Source organism: Kitasatospora sp. MBT63 (genome assembly GCF_000710465.2).
Taxonomy (GTDB): Bacteria; Actinomycetota; Actinomycetes; order Streptomycetales; family Streptomycetaceae; genus Kitasatospora.
This window is the reverse complement of record NZ_JAIZ01000827.1, coordinates 1-17,406: the sequence shown is the minus strand read 5'-3', so window position 1 is coordinate 17,406 and position 17,406 is coordinate 1. Positions and strand designations below refer to the sequence as shown.

Sequence of the window (17,406 nt, the reverse complement as noted above, 5' to 3'; positions counted from 1 at the left end):
GCGCCGGCGCCCGCCGCTCCGCGGCCAGCGGCCGACCCGCCGTCACTTCAGCGTGGTGAGCCACTCATCGACGGTGGTGACCTCCGCCTGACGGGGGAAGACCTTGCCGGTCAGCACGCGGTGGACCTCCGGATCCGCGTCGGCGCAACCGTCGGAGAGCACGGTGAGGCGGTAGTCGAGGTCGGCGGCCTGGCGGACGGTGGACAGCACGACGCCGCTGGTCGCGATACCGGTGAGGACGAGGTCCTCGATCCCGGCGCCGCGCAGCACGAGGTCGAGGTCGCTGCCGGCGAAGGCGCTGATCCGCTTCTTGGTGACCACGGTGTCGCCCTCCCGGGGTGTCAGCTCGGGATGGACGGCGGCGCCGGGGTCGGCAGGGGTGAACGCGCCCGGCGGCAGGGCGCCGAGGCTCTTGTTGCGCGCGGCGATCTCGGGGTGGCCGGGCCGGAAGCCGGGGACGACGTACACGACCGGGATGTCCGCGGCCCGGGCGGCCTCGACGGCACGGGCGAGCCGGGGCAGGTAGTCGGGTTGGTCGATGCGGCTCACGATGCCGACCTGGATGTCCATCACGAGCAGGGCGGTGCCGTTCACGGCGGTGTCTCCTTCGGTGCAAGGCGGTGCGGTGCGATTCGGTGCAGTGCGGTGCGAGGTGCGGAACGGGTCCTGGGACTCGCTACCGGCCGCGGCTCTGGGGGTCCCCCGCCGCGGCCGGTGCGGGCGGTGCGGCCGGTGCGGCGATGTCCGGCGGCGGGGCGCCGACCTGCCGCAGCGAGCGGTCGGCGACGGTGACCAGCAGGTACAGGACAGCGGCGGCGAGCATGAACCACGCCAGCTGGTGCAGGCCCACGGTGTCGGCGCCGTGCCCGAGGAAGGCGCCGGTGGCCGCGGCGGCGACGATCGCGCCGAGGTAGCTGAAGGTGCGCAGCAGGCCGGCCGAGGAGCCGATCCGGGCGGGGTCCGCCTGGTGGTAGACGGCGCTCTGCAGGGCGAGCCCGTTGAGGCCCTGCGGGATGCCGAAGGCGAGCGCCACCACCAGCAGCAGCCAGATCGGGGAGTGCGGGCCGAGCAGCAGAACGAGTGTGCAGGCCGCGATCTGCCCGAGCGCACCGGCGAGGAGTTTGCCGCGGATCCGGCGGCGGCGGCCGGTGACCGCGGAGACAACGATCGCCGTGCCGAAGAGCGGGAGTTGGACGAGGCCGGCCTGCGGGGCGCTCAGCCCGCGGCCCTCCTGCATCCACTGGGTGCAGCCGTAGAGGAAGGCGTAGGCGACGGTGTAGGCGAGCAGGGCGCGGGTGTAGGTGGCGAGCAGTGGCAGGTTGCCGCCGAGTACCCGCAGGTCGATGAACGGATTGGCGGCGCGGTGCTCGCGGCGGCCGAAGCAGGCGGCCGCGAGGACGGTGACGGCGGGCAGGTACCAGTCGCCGGGCGAGGGGTGCATCAGGAACAGCAGCAGCGGGACGAGTGCCGCGGCGAACAGCGCCATCCCGGCGAGGTCGAGGGTGGTGGCGAGGCTGCCGCGGGTGCGCGGCGCCGGGGCGGTGCGCGGTAGCCGGCGGGCCCCGAGGTACAGCCCGGCGAGGGCGAGCGGGATGTTGACGGCGAGGGTGGTGCGCCAGCCGCCGAGGCCGATCAGCAGGCCGCCGAGGGAGGGGCCGATGACGGCGACGGTCTGGGTGGTGACGGCGAGCGCGGTCAGTACGGCGGCGGGGCTGTCGCGGCCGGTGCGGTCGGCCTCGCTGCGCACGAGGTACATGGCGGCCGGGTAGCCGGCGCAGGTGCCGAAGCCGAGCAGGACACGGGCGGTGATCAGCACGCCGAGGTTCGGGGCGAGCATGCCGACCACCCCGGCGATTCCGGTCAGTACGGTGCCGGCCAGGATCAGCCGGCGCGGCCCGTGCAGGTCGATGAGCCGGCCGACGACGGGCTGGCCGATCGCGGTGCCAGGTAGAGCGCGGAGACCAGCCAGGCGGTGGCGGCGGGCGCCGCTCCGAAGGCGGCGCCGATCGGCACCAGGGAGACGGCGAGGATCGCCGAGTTCACCGGGTTGAGGATCGCGCCGAGCATCATCGGGGCGAGCAGCCGGCGGTCGAAGGCGTCCTTCGGTGCGCCCGTACGGCCGGGGCGCGGGGCGGAGCGGAGAGTGCGCAGGTTCATGCGTCGGACAGCCTGTCCAGCAGGGCCAGTGCCTCGACGACGGTCTGCCGCTCCTGCTCGGTGAAGTGGGCCTGCAGCGAGCGGGCCAGCCACTCCTCGCCGGCGCGTCGGCAGTCCGCGAGGAAGGCCTGGCCGGTGTCGCTGAGCGAGACCAGCTGTCGGCGGCCGTCGCCGGGGTCGGGGCGGCGCAGCACGAGTCCGCGCTCGTCGAGGACGGCGAGCGTGGCGGCCATCGACTGCGGCCGGACCCGTTCGGCGGCGGCCAGGTCGCTGGCGGAGGCCGGGCCGTCCTTGCTCAGCCGGCTGAGTACGGAGGTCTGGGTGGGGGTGAGCCCGTCCGTGTCGTACGTCTGCCGGAGGCGACGGCGCAGCCGGCTGAAGACCACGCGCAGCTCCTGCGCCGCGCGGACGGCGGAGTCGGTGGCGGGGGCGGTGGGCTGTTCCATGCTTCCCACGCTAGAACCATCAGGCTGAACTGTCCAGTTTTGCTGTACAGCTGGGCTGCCCACTGTCGGACCGGACCAGACCGGGCTGGCCGGTCCGGTCCGACAGTGACCCGGCGTCAGGCGAGTGCGGCTCCGCCGTCGAGGGTGAGCACGGTGCCGGTCGCATAGCCGTTGCCCAGGAGGTAGAGGTAAGCCGCCGCCGCCTCCTCGGGGCTGCCGACGCGCTGCACGGGAAGGCCGCTGCCCTGCGCCCGGAGGAAGGACTCCGGGTCGGGCACGCTGCTGTCCCAGAGTTCGGTGCGGATCGCGCCGAGGCGGACCGCGTTGACCCGCAGGGGGGCGAGTTCCAGGGCCAGGGCCCGCGTCAGTCCCTCGACGGCTGCGGTGATGCTCGCGCCGAGCGAGGCTCCGGGTGCGGGCCGGGTCGCGAAGGCGCCGGAGGTGAAGGTGATCGAGCCGCCGGGGCGGAGCTTCGGCGTCGCGTACTTCGCGGCGAGCAGGGCACCCCAGAACCGGCGCTCGAAGAACGTTCGGGACTCCGCGGCGGCGAGGTCGGCGAGCGGCTTCAGCAGCAGGGGTTCGCCCGCCGTGTAGACGAGGTGGTCGAACTCGCCGATCCGGTCGAAGAAGGCGGCGAGCGCAGCCTCGTCGGCGACGTCCAGCACGAGGCCTTCGACCCGGCCGCCGCCGAGCTTCTTCACCGCCAGGTCGACCCGGCCCTGGTTGCTGGAGGCGACGACCACGTTCGACCCCTGGGCCGCTGCGGCCTGCGCGACGGCGAATCCGACGCCGGAGGTACCACCGATGACGACGACACGCTGGGTGTCTGCTGTGTTGTTCGTGTTGTTCGTGTTGTCCATGGCGAGGACGCTACGCGTGGCGATCGAGACGCTGAATGGCCTGAAGTCTTGATTCCCTGTCCGATCGTCTCGATCGCTGCGCGCTAGGGTGAGGGGATGGACATCCTCAGCGACACGCTCGCGGCCCTGCGCACCGGGCGTCCGTCCGTTGTCCGTACCGATGCACAGGCGCCGTGGGGTGTGCGCTTCCAGCCCATCGCGGGAGCGGGATTCCACGTCGTCGTCGAAGGGCGCTGCTTCCTCCTGCCGGTCGGCGGCGATCCGGTGGCCCTGGGGCCCGGTGACGTCGTGTTCCTACGGCGCGGCACCGATCACGCCATCTGTGACGCCGTCACCAGCGAGCCGGTCGCCTTCGAACCCGACCGCGTCAACACCTCCTCGCCGATCGGGCGTTTCACCCTCGAGGGCGCAGGCGCGCGCAGCGTGCTGGTGTGCGGGGCGTACCACCTCGACATCGACCGGCCGCATCCGCTGCTCGGCGACCTCCCGGAGGTCATCCACCTCCCGGCCGGCCCCGGTCGCCATCCGGCGCTGCGCTCGGCGGTCGACCAGCTCTGCGCCGAGATCCACCGGCCCCAGCCGGGTTCGGACTCGGTGGTCACCGCGCTCGTCGATCTCCTGCTGCTCTACATCCTGCGGTCCTGGTACGCCGAGTTGCCCGGGGAGCAGACGCAGGGCTGGGCCTCGGCGCTCAGCGACCCGTTGATCGCCCCGGCGCTGAAGGCGATCCACGACGACCCGGCGCACCCGTGGACCGTCGAGTCGCTGGGGCGCCGGGCCGGGCTGTCGCGCGCGGCGTTCGCCCGGCGGTTCACCACGGTGGTCGGCGAGCCGCCGCTCGGCTACCTGACGACGTGGCGGATGGCCGTCGCGGCGCGGATGCTACGCGAGACGGCCGACCCGCTGGGCACCGTGGCCGAGAACGCCGGCTACACCTCGGAATTCGCGTTCGCGAAGGCGTTCAAGCGGCACTTCGGCGCGCCGCCGGGGGCATATCGGCGCGAGCGGCGGACGGCGTCGGCTCCGCCGTCGGTGCCGGTCTGACTATCGTGGGCGGGAGTTCACAGGTCGGTGGCCCGCTCGTGGCGGGGCTCGTACAGGCCCACCGCGCCGCCTCCCGGCAGGCGGAAGCCGGTCAGCCGTCCCCAGCGCAGATCGGTGACGGGCCGGGTGAACTCCACTCCCCTGGCAGCCAGGTCCGCCACGGTCGCATCCACGTCGTCGCACATCAGGTAGAGCTCGTGCGACTGAGGGCCGTCCGTCGGATGGACGGCGACCTCGGTCGGCGGGAGCTTGAAGATCAGCCAGCCGCCGCCCGCGTCGACGTACGGATACTCCAGCACGTCCCGGAGGAAGGCGCGGTCCGCTTCGGCGTCACGGCTGTGGATGACGACGTGCCCACCAGTGATCATGCGGCCATGGTAGGTCCCGTGACGGGCGTCACTACGGCACGACACCGTGGCGGGGCTCCGGGCGGCGTGGCCTGCCGAACCGCCCGTCACTCCGCGGCGGAACCGTGGGCCTCCAGTACCTTGCGCACGGCCGCGTGCAGGGCGTCCCGGTCCTCGTAGAACGTCATGAAAGTGTCGTAGCGCGGGTCGATGAGCCCGCCCGCTCGTGACGGGGCTCGTACAGGCCCACCGCGCCGCCTCCCGGCAGGCGGAAGCCGGTCAGCCGTCCCCAGCGCAGATCGGTGACGGGCCGGGTGAACTCCACTCCCCTGGCAGCCAGGTCCGCCACGGTCGCATCCACGTCGTCGCACATCAGGTAGAGCTCGTGCGACTGAGGGCCGTCCGTCGGATGGACGGCGACCTCGGTCGGCGGGAGCTTGAAGATCAGCCAGCCGCCGCCCGCGTCGACGTACGGATACTCCAGCACGTCGGTGTCTGTTCCCGCAGTGCCGAGTCCCCCGCAGGGTGTGTCTCGACATCCTGATCGACCCGGCCGTCGAGTCGCCCTGCGACCGCTGGTCCTCGCTCGGGGTGATCCCCGGGATGCTGGACCGGATGGCCGCGGAGTACCGCGGGGTGCCGACCACCGACGTGGTGCTCTTCGAGTGTGTCGGCGCCCCCGGCATGCTCGCCCGGGTCGTCGACGGCGCACCGGCCGGCGCGAAGATTCGTGCTGGTCGGCGTCTGATGCGCCCCGACACGGTCGGCCCCGGGGTGGTGGCCGGCAAGGAGCTGGACATCCGCGGGCCGTTCGGCGGCAGCCCGGGTGAGTACCGCCAGACGCTGCGGGACATCGCCGAGGGCCGGATCGACGCCGGTGCCATCATCACCGGCGTCACCTGCCTGGACGGACCGGCCGGGGCGATCACCGAACTCGGCGAGCCGGATCGGCACGCGAAGATCGTCGTCGACCCCTCGCTGGTCGCCGGCTGATCGTCCGAACGACGGTGGCGTCCCCGGGATCTCCCGGGGACGCCACCGTCGTTCGCGGCACGGCCGTGCTCAGTGGACCGTGATGTCGCCGCGCGCGGTCTTCACCACCACGCTGTGCGGCGCGTCCGTAGCGGTGTTCGGCAGCGAGACGCTCGGCGACGACCAGGAGCTCTGCGCGTCGACGTGGTAGGTGGCGTCGTGAGGCACCTTGAGGTCGACCCCGCCGTAGCCCGTGGTGACCTTCAGGGAGGCGGGTGCCGCCGTGAAGGAGGCGCTGACCGCGCCGTCGGTGGTCACCTCGGCGTTCGGGGCGCTGCTGTCGGCGAGGGTCACCGCACCGCCCGTGCTCCGCACGGCCAGCGGGCCGGACGACTGGTCCACCTCGACCCCGCCCAGCCCGGTGGTCAGATCCAGCCGGCCGGTCAGGCCCTTCGCCTGGATCCCGGCGTCCCCGGTGCTCACCTGCGCGGCCAGGCCGGCCGGCACCGTGATCTGCAGGTGCCCCGAGCACTCGTTGGAGCAGCCGGCGGTGACCGTGACGTCCGAGCCGGACCGGGTGACGGAGACCTGCGGGACATGGCCCGTGTAGCTGCCGCTCATGGCCACCATGACCTGCGAGGAGCCGTCCTGACTCAGCGTCACGCCGAGTCCGTCGGCCTGGACCGTCACCTGGCTGGCGCCGGCCGCGTCCTGCTGCCAGTTGCCGCTGTACGGGTGGTGCGCCGGAAGCGAGGAGACCACGACCCAACTGGCCACGGCGACGACCGCGACGAGGACGGCCAGCCCTATGAGGAGGCATCCGCGGCGCTTCTTCGGTGTGGTACTGATCTCAAGCTCCCAGGTAGCGCAGAACGGCGAGCACGCGGCGGTGGTCTCCCGCCTCCTGCTGCAGATCGAATTTCACGAAGATGCTGCGGATGTACTTCTCCACCGCCGCCGTGCCTATCACCAGATCGGCCGCGATCCCGGCGTTGGAACGGCCCTCCGCCATGGCCGTGAGGACCTCCCGCTCGCGCGGCGTCAGGGTGGACAGCGGATCCCGCTGCCGGCTGCCGGCCAGCAACTGCTTGACCACCTCCGGGTCGAGAACCGTCTCGCCCGCGGCGACCCGGCGCAGCGCGTCCACGAACTCCTCGGCGTCCGATACCCGGTCCTTGAGCAGGTAACCGACCCCGTTGTCATTGGTGTTGACCAGGTCGATGGCGTAGCGCTCCTCGACGTAGTGGGAGAGCACCAGGACGCCGGTCTCCGGCCAGCGGGCGCGTACTGCCAGTGCAGCGCGCAGGCCCTCGTCCAGGAAGGTGGGCGGCATCCGGACGTCCGTCACACAGGCGTCCGGCCGGTGTTCGGCCACTGCGCGCAGGAGTTGCTCCCCGTCGCCGACCGCGGCGACGACCTCGATCCCCTGTTCGCTGAGCAGCAGTTCGATGCCCTGGCGCAGCAGCGCGGAGTCCTCGGCCAGCACTACCCGCATGGCAATTCCACCTCGATCACGGTCGGTCCACCCACCGGACTGCTGAGCCGGAACCGCCCGTCCACCCCGGACACCCGGTCCGCCAGACCGGTCAGACCCGTGCCGGCCGCGAGGTCGGCTCCGCCACGCCCGTCATCGCCGACCTTAACGTCCAATCGGGCGCCCTCCCGCCGGATCTCCACCCAAGCGCGGGTCGCATGAGCATGTTTGGCCACATTGGTGAGCGCCTCGGTCACCGTGAAGTAGGCGACCGCCTCGATGGTGGAGGAGGGGCGTGGCTCCACCAGGACGTCAAGGCGCACCGGCACCGGAGCCAGCGCGGCGACGGCGGAGAGCGACCCCTCCAGGCCGCGGTCGGTCAGCACCGGCGGGTGCAGGCCACGGGCCAGGTTGCGCAACTCGGCGATGGTGCTGAGGGTTTCCCGCCGGGCGTCCTCGACCAGCTTGTTGGTCTCGTGGTCGCCGGACTTCTTCAACCGCGAGCTGGCCCGGCCCAGGGTGATCGACATCGCCACCAGCCGTTGCTGGGCACCGTCGTGCAGGTCCCGCTCGATCCGTTTGCGCTCCGCCTCGGCGGCGTCCACCACCCGGGCTCGGCTCTCCGTCAGATCGTTGACCCGCTGTTCCAGTTCCATGCCGCGGGGCCGGGAGAGCAGTGCGACGGCCAGCGCGGTGTCCAGCGCCAGCAGGAGTTTGACCATCAGTGGGGAGAGGACCGCGCCGACCAGCAGCGCCACCGCCGCGACCAGCAGCGCCCGGGGCAGGGAATCCACCACGAACGGCCCGAGCTGGGCCTGCCCGCCGGGCAGGCCCCGGTAGTAAGCCGGAAGCAGCACCAGGGTCAGCGGCACGGCCCAGATCAGCGCCACCCCGACCACGGTCACCACCGCCACCGGCATCAGCAGTACGAAGTAGGTGATCAGCCGCCAGGTGCAGGGGTTGTGGACGAGGGACTGCAGCGACTTGGCCAACCGCCACGAACCGACCGGCGCCGGCAGCTCGTCGAGTTCCAGCCCGCAGGTCACGGCGAACCGGGTGCGCTCGACGGCGGCCAGCCGGAACAGCGCCCACCCCGCCGCCACCGTGAGCGGCAGGCCCACCAGGCCTGCCGGCGCCAGGCAGACGGCGACGACCAGCACGACCAGCACGGCCAGTCCCGCCAGCGCCACCAGACCGTCAAGTGCCAGGTGGATCGACGCCCGCCACAGCACGGGGGAGGCCAGCGCGCGCAGCGGATTGCCCGGCACCACCTCGCGGGGTGGCCGGGCGTCCGTCCGGGCTCTGCCGGTGGCACGGCCGGCGATGTACTCGGTCAACTGCTTCAGACCCGCTCTCGTGGGCAGTGCGGGCGGCGACCAGGTCACCGTCCGCGCCTCGATTCGACAAGGGGACGGTACCCAAGCCGACCACCCGTCGACAGCGAGGAGGACCCATCAGCGGGGGTAGGGTTTACCCCCCGTCCGGCCGGTGGGTTCACACTGCCGACCCGGCGCCGCCCGGTGCGACATCGTGGGGACATGACCGATCGTTCCATGAAACGCAATCCCCGTATCAGCGCTGTCGCGGTGCTGGCGCTCGCCGCCCTCGTCAGCGGAACCGGCGCCGGGTTCGCCGCCACGACCACACCGTCGGCCACACCGGCGGCCACGCACGCGTTCGACACCGCACCGGCCACGGCCGCGGCCACCGCGCCCACGCGGTCCTTCCAAGGCACGCTCCCCGCGCCGACCGGCCCCTACGCCGCCGGCGAGGACGTCATCCACCTCACCGACGCGAGCCGTCTTGACCCGTGGGTGCCGTCATCCGGCCCCCGCCAGCTGACCGTCACGATGGTCTACCCGGCCGTCCCCGGGACCGGGACTCCGGCCCCTTACATGACCCTCGCCGAGGCAGCCGGAGCCATCCAGCGCAGCAAGTTGCCGGCGAGCTCCGGCATCACCCCGCAGAACCTTTCCAGCGTCACCACTCACGCCTTCGACGGTGCGCGGCCGCAGCGCGGCAAGCATCCGCTGGTGGTCCTCTCACCCGCGTACGAGAACCCGCGCATGACGCTCACCTCGCTCGCGACCGACCTGGCCAGTCACGGCTACGTCGTCGCGCTCGTCGGCCACACCTACGAGGACAACGGCGAGACGCTGGCGAACGGCCAGACGCCGCCGTGCGCGATCTGCGATGGCCCGGCGGGGCTCGACTTCAACTCCGTCGCCGCCAGCCGTGCGCTGGATGTGTCCTTCGTCATCGACCAGTTGACGCATGGCAATACCGCGTGGCCCCTGGCACACCTCATCGACAAGCACAAGATCGGCATGGCCGGACACTCCCTCGGCGGAGCGGCGGCCGCCGCCACGATGATCACCGACCCGCGAGTACGGGCCGGAGTCAACATGGACGGCTCCTTCCACCCGGACCCGATGCCCGGCCAGATCAACCGGCCGTTCCTCATGCTGGGTGCGCCCCCCTCCGACCACTCGGCCGGCGGCGAGTGGGAGCAGACCTGGGCCGCCCTCGGCGGCTACAAGAAGTGGCTGACGGTCGCCGACGCCGACCACTTCAGCTTCTCCGACCTGGAGGTGCTTCTGGAGGAGGCCGGGTTCCCGGCGCCGCACCTCTCCCCGGAACGCGGGGTGGCGATCACCCGCGAGTACGTGACAGCGTTCTTCGACCAGACACTGAAGGGGAACCACAGTCCGCTGCTGGACGGCCCCTCGCCGAACAATCCGGAGGTACTCTTCCAGTACTAGCCAGGCGCTAGCAGCGAGGCCTGCTCGTATCGGGTCCCCCGGCGTAGTCGCTTTCCTGTCGCGTCGGGGTCGCTGCTGACGTTCCGCGCCAGCTCCCGGCCCTTGAACAGCGGGCCGCCGGTCCGGTCCAGCCGGCCAGCCCCAGCAGGAACAGCTCCGCGGTGTCGTCCGCGAGGTGCTTGACCGTCACATGTTCCTTCGGCTGCCGCCGCCGTGCCAGGTTCACCCTGACCTGCTGCGGCACCCCGGAGAAGAAGGTCGTGGCTTGCCGGTAGGTGAACGGCTCCGCCGTGGCGTAGCCCTCGTCCACCGCCCACCGGTAGAAGCCCGACAGGATGCTGACGCTCTGGTTCCACGTCGACGCCGCGAACCGCGCTTCCAACGGGCCGGACGACCGGTGGACCGCGTACGCGCTCAGCGCGGCCTTCAACTGCAGCCGGCCGTCGAACAGCCCGACCCCGAAGCTGGCCGCGAAGTCCGTCACTCCGCGGCGGAGCCGTGGGCCTCCAGTACCTCGCGCACGGCCGCGTGCAGGGCGTCCCGGTCCTCGTAGAACGTCATGAAGGTGTCGTAGCGCGGGTCGATCAGCCGCAGCGCGGCCGCCTTGGTCAGCTCCACGTTCTCCGGGTCGGCGCCGAGCGGGGCGCGCAGGACGTCGAGCATGACCGGCCGCAGCGCCGGGTGGTCCTGGTCCTGGACCAGCTGCACCAGGGCGATCCGCTGCGGCCAGCCGTCCAGGGTCCGGTAGAACTCCACGAGGGCGTCCACGTGCCCGGGCCGGACCTCGGGGCGCGCGAACTCGATCTCGGTCCAGGACAGCGACCTGACCAGGGACCGGAACCGCTCCACCGCGTGCATGCGGGGCATCCTAGCCGTCCGCGGGCCCGCGGGCCCGCGGGTCGCGGCCCCGCCGTGCGGGGGCGGGAGGCGTCAGGCCGGGTGGATGAGGCGGCTCTCGTACGCGAACACCACGGCCTGGATCCGGTCGCGGAGTTCGAGCTTGTGCAGGATGCGTCCCAGATGGGACTTGACGGTCGCCTCGGCCAGGTACAGGGTGGCCGCGATCTCGGAGTTGGACAGGCCGCGGCCCACCTGGACGAGGACCTCGTGTTCGCGGGCGCTGAGCCGGCCCAGCCGTTCGTCGCGGGCGGCGCTGCGGCCTGCGGGGATGTGGGGGCGGAGGTCCTCCAGCAGGCGCCGGGTGATCCGCGGGGAGAGGACCGCGTCGCCCGCGGCGACGTTGCGGATCGCGGTGAGGAGCTCCTCGGGCCTGGTGTTCTTCAGGAGAAAGCCCGAGGCTCCGGCGTTGAGTCCGGCGAAGGCGTACTCGTCCAGGTCGAAGGTGGTGAGGATCAGCACCCTGCTCTGCGGGGAGCCCTCGACGACCTGCCGGGTCGCCTCGATCCCGTCGGTCCCGGGCATCCGGACGTCCATGAGGACGACGTCGGGGCGCAGTTCGCGGGCGAGGTGGACGGCCTGGAGGCCGTCCGCGGCCTCGCCGACCGATGCCATGTCGGGCTGGGCGTCCAGGACGGTGCCGAAGGCCATCCGGAGCAGCGCTTCGTCGTCGGCGATCAGGATGCGGATCGTCATGCGGACGCCGCCCCGCTGCTGCCCAGGCGCAGGCAGGTGTGGACTCCCCAGCCGCCGCCCGGGAGCGGCCCGGCCTGCAAGGTCCCCCCGTAGGCGGCCGCGCGCTCGCGCATGCCGGGGATGCCGTGGCCGGAGGGCGCGGCGGCGGGAGGGGGCGGGCAGGGGCCGCTGTCGGTGACGTCGACGGTGACGGTCTCGGCCGCGCACCGGATCCGGACGTCCGCGCGGGTGCCAGCGGGTGTGTGCTTGAGGGTGTTGGTCAAGGCTTCCTGTACCAGGCGGTAGACGGTGAGTTGTGCGGTGGCGGGCACGTGGGTGTGGCTGCCGTCGACCTCGAGGCGGGTCGGCAGCCCGGCCGCGCACATCTGGTCGGCGAGGGCCTCCAGTTGGGTGATGCCGGGGAGCGGGTGGCGCTGCGCGTCGGGTTCGTCGGTCCGCAGGACGCCGAGCGAGCGCCGCATGTCGGTCAGGGCCTGCCGGCCCGTCTCGGCGACCTGGCGCATCGCGGTGGTGGTCCGGTCGGGCGAGCGGTGCTGGGCGTAGAGGGCGGCGTCGGTGAGGGCGACCATGACGGAGAGGTTGTGGGTGACGATGTCGTGCATCTCGCGGGTGATGCGTGTCCGCTCCTCGGCGACGGCCAGTCGTGCCCGCTGCTCGCGTTCCTGTTCCAGGCGTGCGGCCCGTTCCTCGATGGCCGCGAGGTAGGCGCGGGTGGTCCGGACGTTGACACCGAGGACGGCGGCGGCGACCGCCATCGCGGTGACCGCGACGAACGGCGTCAGGAATGCGCCGTCCGGCGCCCAGCGCAGGCAGGCCAGCAGGACCCCCGCCTCCACGACGGCACCGGCGACGAGCGTGGCCCGTCGGCCCGCGTGCGCGGCCGCCGTGTACAGTGCCACCAACACTGCGATGTCCGCCGGCAGTTGGACGTCCATCAGCCACTGGACGAAGGCGGCGGCCACCACCGCCGCGAACACCGTGAGCGGCGCCCGGCGGCGCCACAGCAGCGGCAGCGCGAGGGCGGCGGTCAGGACCGCGGCCACCGGCAGCTCGTGCGGCGGGTGGGTGGTCAGGACGTTGAGGAGCAGCAGCGCCGCGAGCAGCGCGTCCACCACCACGGGCGGCAGCCTGCGCCCGGCAGGGGTCACCGATCGGGCCGTTCGCGCGGCGGCCGGGCCGGCCGGCCTCGCCAGCCATGGCGCTTTTGCCCACCGCACCTGACCCTGTGCCCGGTTCTGCGGCCGGCCCCCGGGGCGCACCCGGTGGGCACGGCCGGGTCCTGCGGCCGCCTCGGTCATCCCACGTCCCCATCGCTCCGGCATCACGGTGGCCCCGGCCGGGGCCACCCCCGCCGGCACGCACCCGCGGCCCTGTCACGCTAGGCCACGGGCCGCGCGCCGCGCATGAGTCCACCGTCTGAGGAAACCGTGCCGGGATACGACCGCAGGAGGAGGACGGGCACCGACCGTGGTCGCAACGCGGCCGCCGATGCGGCGGGCACGGTTGCCACTCGGGTTGCACCGGGACCGCCGCGGATTGCCACCCCGGTCGCCTGCGGCGGCGACCCGGGACGGATGTGGCGGCGGACACCCGGCGCCGACGATGGGCGGGTGACCGAGATCATCCCGGGACTGTCCATGTCCCCCCTGGAAATACTTGCCCTGCTGGGCGCCGTCGCCCTGGTGCTGGCGCGCTGGCTTCCCCCCGCGGCCCGCCCGCGCGTCACGATCGCGGCGGGCGCGGTGCTCGTCCTGTCCGCGCTCCTGTTGGGCGTCGTCGGGATCCGCTGGCAGCTGCTGCCGGTCCTGGCCGGCGCCGCCTTCGCGTTGCCGTTCGCCGTGCTGCCCGTGCTGCGACGCCGGGCCGGCCGGCCGGCGTGGCGGGCCCGCTGGTGGCTGGCGCTGCCGGGATCGGTGGCCTGCGTCGGCCTGATCGCCACCGGTCCGGCGGCCGCCTGGGCCTTTCCGGTCCCCGTGTTCCCCGAACCGACGGGCGGCTTCGCGGTCGGCACCCGCGTGGTGCAGTGGACCGACCCGCACCGGCCCGAGACCTTCACCGCCGATCCGGACGACCTGCGCACGGTCGTCGTCCAGCTCTGGTACCCCGCGCAGAAGAGCCCGGCGGGCACGCAGCGGGCCCAGTACCTCGGGCGCACGGCGCAGGAGGCACGCACCGTCTCCGACGCCCTCGCCCGCGGAGTCGGCCTGCCGGGGTTCCTCGTCGACGGTCCTGCGCGCGCCCGCAGCCGTTCGGTCTTCGACGCCCCGGTGGACACCGGCGGGGGCCGGTTCCCCGTCGTCCTGTTCTCACCCGGGTCGGGCGGGGTGCGCACCCAGAACACCGCCTGGGCGGAGGAACTGGCCAGCCACGGCTACGTGGTCGCCGCCCTCGACCACCCCTACGACTCCGCCGCCGTCGTCCTCGCCGACGACCGGACGGTCACCACCGAGACCACCTCCAGCGGCGACCCGGACCAGGACGAGAAGCTGGCGGCCGGCTGGACGGCGATCCGGGCCGCCGACCTCAGCTTCGTCCTCACCCGGCTGGACGCTCTGGACCGGGGTGAGCCGGCGGATCCGCTGACCGGACGTCTGGACACCGGCCGGGCCGCGGTGACCGGCCACTCCATGGGCGGCGCCGCCGCCCTGCAGGCGGCCCGCCAGGACCACCGGTTCGCCGCGGTCGTCGACCTCGACGGTTACCCCCACGGCCCCGCCTCCCCCGCCCTCGACCGGCCGGCGCTCGCGCTCACCCAGTCCATCACCCCGGCCACCGACCCGCGCTACCTCCCCCGCCTCACCGAGGCGCTCGACCACGGCACCGCGACGAGTTACCGGCTCACCATCCCCGGCGCCGGCCACCTGACCTTCATGGACGGGCCCCTGTACCTGCCGCCCGTGCCCTCCGTCGTCGGCTCCCTCGGCCGTACCAGGAGCCCCCGCGTCGTCGCCGGGGCCACCCTCGCCTTCCTCGACGCCGTTCTGCGGGACACGCCCGGCGACCCGGCCGGCGCGCTGCCGGCCTACGGCGACCTCACCGTCCACCACCCGGGCACCAACCCCTGATCAGCCGTCCGGGGACGTCCGGCTGCCGGCCGAGGGCGTCGGCGGCGGGGCCGGCGCGGACCGTGTCGTCCGGACCGCGCCGGGCCCCGCCGCCGGTACCGCCGCGGTGCCGGGCCGGGGCGAGTCGGACAGGGCCTACGGACGGCGGGCCAGCAGGTGGGCGTCGAGGAAGCCCCGTTCGGAGGCCGGGTCGTGGATGAGCCGGGCGAAGGGGACGAGACCGGCGTCGGCCAGCAGGGCGGCGAGGAGGTCCACCGGCCAGCTGTAGGCGGGCGTCACCTTGTGGTCGAACCGGACCGGCTCCGGTCCGTCGGTCCCGAAGAAGGAGACCAGGAGCAGCCCGCCCGGTGCCAGGACGCGTACCTGCTCGGCGAGCAGCTCCGGCAGTTCCTCCGGCGGGGTGTGGATCATCGAGTAGTGGGCCAGGATGCCGCCGAGCGCGCCGTCCTCGACCGGCAGGGTCTCCATGCGCGCCTCTTGGAAGCGCAGCGCCGGATGGGCCCGCCGGGCGTGGTCGACCATGCCCGGGGAGAGGTCGAATCCGGAGGCGTCCAGGCCCAGTTCGTGCAGCATGGCCGTCAGGTGTCCGGGCCCGCACCCGACGTCCGCCGCCCGCGGGTTGCCCGTCGCCCGCACCAGTTCGGCGAAGGTGCCGATCATGGCGCGGGCGAACGGCTGTCCCTCCAGCCGGTCCGCGAACAGCGATGCGTAGAGCGCGACGACGCCGTCGTAGGCCGCCCTGGTCTCGTTCTGATGATCCGTCACGGGAGGCACTCCGGAGCCGGTCCGGCCACAGTGCCGTGGCGGGCCGAGGTAAGGGGACGGGTGGTCGTGTGTCGCACGTGCCCTAGTCCCACCAGAAGGACCACATCCGTCGGCCGAGGACCTCGTGCGCCGCGTACGGGCGCAGGGTCTCGTGGTCGCCCTGGGTGATGGTGTCGGGTGCGAAGGCGAAGTGCTCCGCCGCGACGGCCTGTGCCGCGTCCGTGGTGCTCGGGGGTGCCGCCACGGAGAGGATCAGGCGCTCCCGTTCGAGCAGCACCAAGCGGGTACCGAAACGCTCCTCCCAGGACCGCAGGACCGCGGACAGCTCCGCCGGATCGGATTCCCAGGGCTCGGGCAGGTCGTGCCGCCGGGCCAGTGCGGGCACGTCCGTGCTGCGCCCGGCCTGCGCGAGGACACCCGACGACCCGTCACCCCTGGCGCGCTCCGCGCGGGCCAGGGCGTCGAGCATCCCGGCGGCCAGCCGGTCGGGGTCGGTCCGGGTCGGTGCGGCCGGGCCCGCGATGCCCGGCCACCCGGTCGTCGAAGGGGGCGACGACCACCTCGAACGGGTCGGGCTCGCCGAAGAGTTCGACCACCGTGTCACGGCCCGGGTGGCCCTGGCCCGTCAGGGCGAGGCGGCGCCGGGCGTACTCCTCCCAGCGCTGCCCGAGGATCCGGTCCACCGGCCGCTCGTCGTGCATGATTCGTCCAGACCTTCCGTGATTGAGGACGCCGGCAGGCTACCGGTCCCCTCCGACAGGGCCGGTGACGCCTTCCTTGGTGCCTGCCGGTCGTCGGGCCACGGGCGCACACGAAATCCGCCGGGGCGGCACGGGCAGCCGGGTTCACTCCTCGGGAGGGTGTCCATGAGCACCGTCCGGTACTCCACGGCGTTGTCCAGTTCCACGCGCGGTCCGCTTGTCCGTCACGTGCCGCAACCGGCCGCGGTCGCCTCAGGATCTCTCCCGCGGCTGACTCTCCCCGCCTGCACGGCCGGTGGCACCCGCGGGGGCAGCACCGTGGCGCCTCGCGGGCGGGGCGAACTTTCCTCCCGAGTCCTGTAACGCGGTTCCGGGCCTCAGGCGTCTACCTGCCGGGAGACGGTACGGGAGGGAACGGAACGTGATCGGCAGCAGGTCAGGGGCGCAGAGCAAACGGGAGTTCGAGGAGTTCGCCCATGCGAGGGGGACCGCACTGTTCCGGACGGCGCTCCTGCTCTGCGGGGACTGGCACCTGGCCGAGGACCTCACCCAGAGCGCCCTGGCCCGGATCTACTCGTCCTGGGGACGGGTACGGCGGGCCGACAGCCCGGAGGCGTACGCGCGCAGGGTCCTCGTCCGTACCTACCTCTCGCACCGGCGACTGCGGCGCACGGAGGAACGGCCCGCCATCGGCGAACTGCCCGAACGGGAGACCTTCACCGAGGACCCCAGCCTCCGGATCACCCTGCTGTCGGCGCTTGCCCTGCTCCCGCCCCGCGACCGCGCGGTCCTGGTGCTGCGCCACTGGGAGGACCGCAGCGTCGAGGAGACCGCCGCCGAACTCGGTCTGAACGTCGGCGCGGTGCGCACCCGCAGCCTGCGCGCCCTCAACCGGCTGCGGGCCCAGCTCGACGAACAGCTGACCGGTCTCGGCAGCTCATAGCCGCCACACGCCCGGACCTACCCGCCTCGGCGCGAACCACAAGAACGACCGATCGACGCGAACGACGACTCGACGTGAAGGACAGGAGCACGGGATGGACGCGATGCACGGATCCGACCGCGATGGACAGGAACTGCGAGAGGCGCTCGGGCGGGCGGTCGGCGGGGCGGCACCGGACCTGGCGACCCTGGTCGCCGACGCGGCCGCCGAGGGACGGGCGATCCGCCGGCGGCGGCGGGCCGCGACGGCCGCCGCGGTCACGGCGGTCGGCGCGCTG

General features: G+C 73.1%; 21 protein-coding genes and 1 pseudogene. 6 read left to right on the top strand and 16 right to left on the bottom strand.

The genetic code is table 11. The annotated features are described in order from the left end of the window. Positions 1-42: 42 nt before the first annotated feature. The 4 genes and pseudogenes from AA75_RS43635 to AA75_RS43620 form a co-directional block, all read right to left on the bottom strand. A complete protein-coding gene (locus AA75_RS43635; RefSeq protein ID WP_149038710.1) occupies positions 43-594 on the bottom strand; it encodes a cysteine hydrolase family protein in 552 nt (183 codons plus the stop codon). 82 nt (positions 595-676) lie between these two features. Continuing rightward, positions 677-2,157: pseudogene (locus AA75_RS43630) on the bottom strand (MFS transporter). After that, entirely contained in the window at positions 2,154-2,603 is a 450-nt protein-coding gene (locus AA75_RS43625) for a MarR family winged helix-turn-helix transcriptional regulator (RefSeq protein ID WP_033826111.1), read from the bottom strand. The pseudogene AA75_RS43630 and the gene AA75_RS43625 overlap by 4 nt, the downstream one beginning before the upstream one ends. A gap of 116 nt (positions 2,604-2,719) precedes the next feature. After that, positions 2,720-3,463, bottom strand: a complete 744-nt coding sequence (locus AA75_RS43620) for an SDR family oxidoreductase (protein WP_033826110.1) — start codon at positions 3,461-3,463, stop codon at positions 2,720-2,722. A gap of 96 nt (positions 3,464-3,559) precedes the next feature. Here AA75_RS43620 and AA75_RS43615 point away from each other — a divergent pair, with 96 nt between their 5' ends. After that, positions 3,560-4,507 (top strand): AraC family transcriptional regulator, encoded by a 948-nt coding sequence (locus tag AA75_RS43615; protein ID WP_033826109.1) that lies wholly within the window; start codon positions 3,560-3,562, stop codon positions 4,505-4,507. A 17-nt stretch (positions 4,508-4,524) separates the two neighbouring features. Here the strand turns inward: AA75_RS43615 and AA75_RS43610 are convergent, their stop codons facing one another. Further along, positions 4,525-4,875, bottom strand: a complete 351-nt coding sequence (locus AA75_RS43610) for a VOC family protein (protein ID WP_033826108.1) — start codon at positions 4,873-4,875, stop codon at positions 4,525-4,527. Between the two features lie 163 nt (positions 4,876-5,038). Next, complete coding sequence (locus tag AA75_RS43605; protein ID WP_051814436.1) at positions 5,039-5,341, bottom strand: VOC family protein; 303 nt, start codon at positions 5,339-5,341, stop codon at positions 5,039-5,041. A gap of 38 nt (positions 5,342-5,379) precedes the next feature. On the opposite strand from AA75_RS43605, the gene AA75_RS43600 reads away from it, so the two are divergent. Then, positions 5,380-5,847: a hypothetical protein gene (locus AA75_RS43600; RefSeq protein WP_051814434.1), complete on the top strand. Its 468-nt coding sequence runs from the start codon at positions 5,380-5,382 to the stop codon at positions 5,845-5,847. 69 nt (positions 5,848-5,916) lie between these two features. On the opposite strand, the gene AA75_RS43595 is transcribed toward AA75_RS43600, so the two are convergent. From AA75_RS43595 to AA75_RS53305, 3 genes are all read right to left on the bottom strand, one after another. Beyond that, a complete protein-coding gene (locus AA75_RS43595) occupies positions 5,917-6,603 on the bottom strand; it encodes a DUF4097 family beta strand repeat-containing protein (RefSeq protein ID WP_033826107.1) in 687 nt (228 codons plus the stop codon). Positions 6,604-6,676: 73 nt separating this feature from the next. Then, a complete protein-coding gene (locus AA75_RS43590) occupies positions 6,677-7,321 on the bottom strand; it encodes a response regulator transcription factor (protein WP_033826106.1) in 645 nt (214 codons plus the stop codon). Next, positions 7,312-8,685 carry a sensor domain-containing protein gene (locus AA75_RS53305; protein WP_233289462.1) on the bottom strand — a complete coding sequence of 458 codons (1,374 nt, stop codon included), beginning with the start codon at positions 8,683-8,685 and terminating at the stop codon, positions 7,312-7,314. The genes AA75_RS43590 and AA75_RS53305 overlap by 10 nt, the downstream gene beginning before the upstream one ends. 153 nt (positions 8,686-8,838) lie before the next feature. On the opposite strand from AA75_RS53305, the gene AA75_RS43580 reads away from it, so the two are divergent. Further along, positions 8,839-10,062, top strand: a complete 1,224-nt coding sequence (locus AA75_RS43580) for an alpha/beta hydrolase (RefSeq protein WP_233289461.1) — start codon at positions 8,839-8,841, stop codon at positions 10,060-10,062. A 7-nt stretch (positions 10,063-10,069) separates the two neighbouring features. Here AA75_RS43580 and AA75_RS43575 read toward each other — a convergent pair whose 3' ends face one another. From AA75_RS43575 to AA75_RS43560, 4 genes are all read right to left on the bottom strand, one after another. Beyond that, on the bottom strand, positions 10,070-10,546 hold the full coding sequence (locus tag AA75_RS43575) for a hypothetical protein (protein ID WP_033826104.1): 477 nt from the start codon (positions 10,544-10,546) through the stop codon (positions 10,070-10,072). Next, a complete protein-coding gene (locus AA75_RS43570; protein WP_033826103.1) occupies positions 10,543-10,920 on the bottom strand; it encodes a hypothetical protein in 378 nt (125 codons plus the stop codon). The genes AA75_RS43575 and AA75_RS43570 overlap by 4 nt, the downstream gene beginning before the upstream one ends. A 72-nt stretch (positions 10,921-10,992) precedes the next feature. After that, positions 10,993-11,655, bottom strand: coding sequence for a response regulator transcription factor (locus AA75_RS43565; RefSeq protein ID WP_033826102.1), 663 nt, complete (start codon positions 11,653-11,655; stop codon positions 10,993-10,995). After that, positions 11,652-12,803, bottom strand: a complete 1,152-nt coding sequence (locus tag AA75_RS43560; RefSeq protein WP_033826101.1) for a sensor histidine kinase — start codon at positions 12,801-12,803, stop codon at positions 11,652-11,654. The genes AA75_RS43565 and AA75_RS43560 overlap by 4 nt, the downstream gene beginning before the upstream one ends. Before the next feature lie 426 nt (positions 12,804-13,229). On the opposite strand from AA75_RS43560, the gene AA75_RS43555 reads away from it, so the two are divergent. Then, positions 13,230-14,720: a dienelactone hydrolase family protein gene (locus AA75_RS43555; RefSeq protein WP_033826100.1), complete on the top strand. Its 1,491-nt coding sequence runs from the start codon at positions 13,230-13,232 to the stop codon at positions 14,718-14,720. Positions 14,721-14,855: 135 nt separating this feature from the next. Here AA75_RS43555 and AA75_RS43550 read toward each other — a convergent pair whose 3' ends face one another. From AA75_RS43550 to AA75_RS43540, 3 genes are all read right to left on the bottom strand, one after another. Continuing rightward, positions 14,856-15,485: a class I SAM-dependent methyltransferase gene (locus tag AA75_RS43550; protein WP_033826099.1), complete on the bottom strand. Its 630-nt coding sequence runs from the start codon at positions 15,483-15,485 to the stop codon at positions 14,856-14,858. Between the two features lie 82 nt (positions 15,486-15,567). Beyond that, entirely contained in the window at positions 15,568-15,954 is a 387-nt protein-coding gene (locus AA75_RS43545; protein ID WP_051814429.1) for a DUF4253 domain-containing protein, read from the bottom strand. Then, entirely contained in the window at positions 15,914-16,186 is a 273-nt protein-coding gene (locus tag AA75_RS43540) for a hypothetical protein (protein ID WP_051814427.1), read from the bottom strand. Before AA75_RS43540 ends, AA75_RS43545 begins: the two co-directional genes overlap by 41 nt. A gap of 421 nt (positions 16,187-16,607) precedes the next feature. On the opposite strand from AA75_RS43540, the gene AA75_RS43535 reads away from it, so the two are divergent. Together AA75_RS43535 and AA75_RS43530 are read left to right on the top strand one after the other, a co-directional pair. Then, entirely contained in the window at positions 16,608-17,129 is a 522-nt protein-coding gene (locus AA75_RS43535) for a SigE family RNA polymerase sigma factor (RefSeq protein WP_051814425.1), read from the top strand. Between the two features lie 94 nt (positions 17,130-17,223). After that, positions 17,224-17,406, top strand: a 183-nt coding sequence (locus tag AA75_RS43530) for a hypothetical protein (RefSeq protein ID WP_033826098.1), incomplete at its 3' end; no start/stop codon positions are given.

What these genes read in the sequence shown, in the direction of transcription:
- AA75_RS43545 (WP_051814429.1), bottom strand. Translation starts at nt 15,954, where the DNA reads ATGCTCGACGCCCTGGCCCGCGCGGAGCGCGCCAGGGGTGACGGGTCG.
- AA75_RS43625 (WP_033826111.1), bottom strand. Translation starts at nt 2,603, where the DNA reads ATGGAACAGCCCACCGCCCCCGCCACCGACTCCGCCGTCCGCGCGGCG.
- AA75_RS43620 (WP_033826110.1), bottom strand. Translation starts at nt 3,463, where the DNA reads ATGGACAACACGAACAACACGAACAACACAGCAGACACCCAGCGTGTC.
- AA75_RS43555 (WP_033826100.1), top strand. Translation starts at nt 13,230, where the DNA reads ATGTGGCGGCGGACACCCGGCGCCGACGATGGGCGGGTGACCGAGATC.
- AA75_RS43565 (WP_033826102.1), bottom strand. Translation starts at nt 11,655, where the DNA reads ATGACGATCCGCATCCTGATCGCCGACGACGAAGCGCTGCTCCGGATG.
- AA75_RS43540 (WP_051814427.1), bottom strand. Translation starts at nt 16,186, where the DNA reads ATGCACGACGAGCGGCCGGTGGACCGGATCCTCGGGCAGCGCTGGGAG.
- AA75_RS43570 (WP_033826103.1), bottom strand. Translation starts at nt 10,920, where the DNA reads ATGCACGCGGTGGAGCGGTTCCGGTCCCTGGTCAGGTCGCTGTCCTGG.
- AA75_RS43615 (WP_033826109.1), top strand. Translation starts at nt 3,560, where the DNA reads ATGGACATCCTCAGCGACACGCTCGCGGCCCTGCGCACCGGGCGTCCG.
- AA75_RS43580 (WP_233289461.1), top strand. Translation starts at nt 8,839, where the DNA reads ATGACCGATCGTTCCATGAAACGCAATCCCCGTATCAGCGCTGTCGCG.
- AA75_RS43610 (WP_033826108.1), bottom strand. Translation starts at nt 4,875, where the DNA reads ATGATCACTGGTGGGCACGTCGTCATCCACAGCCGTGACGCCGAAGCG.
- AA75_RS43590 (WP_033826106.1), bottom strand. Translation starts at nt 7,321, where the DNA reads ATGCGGGTAGTGCTGGCCGAGGACTCCGCGCTGCTGCGCCAGGGCATC.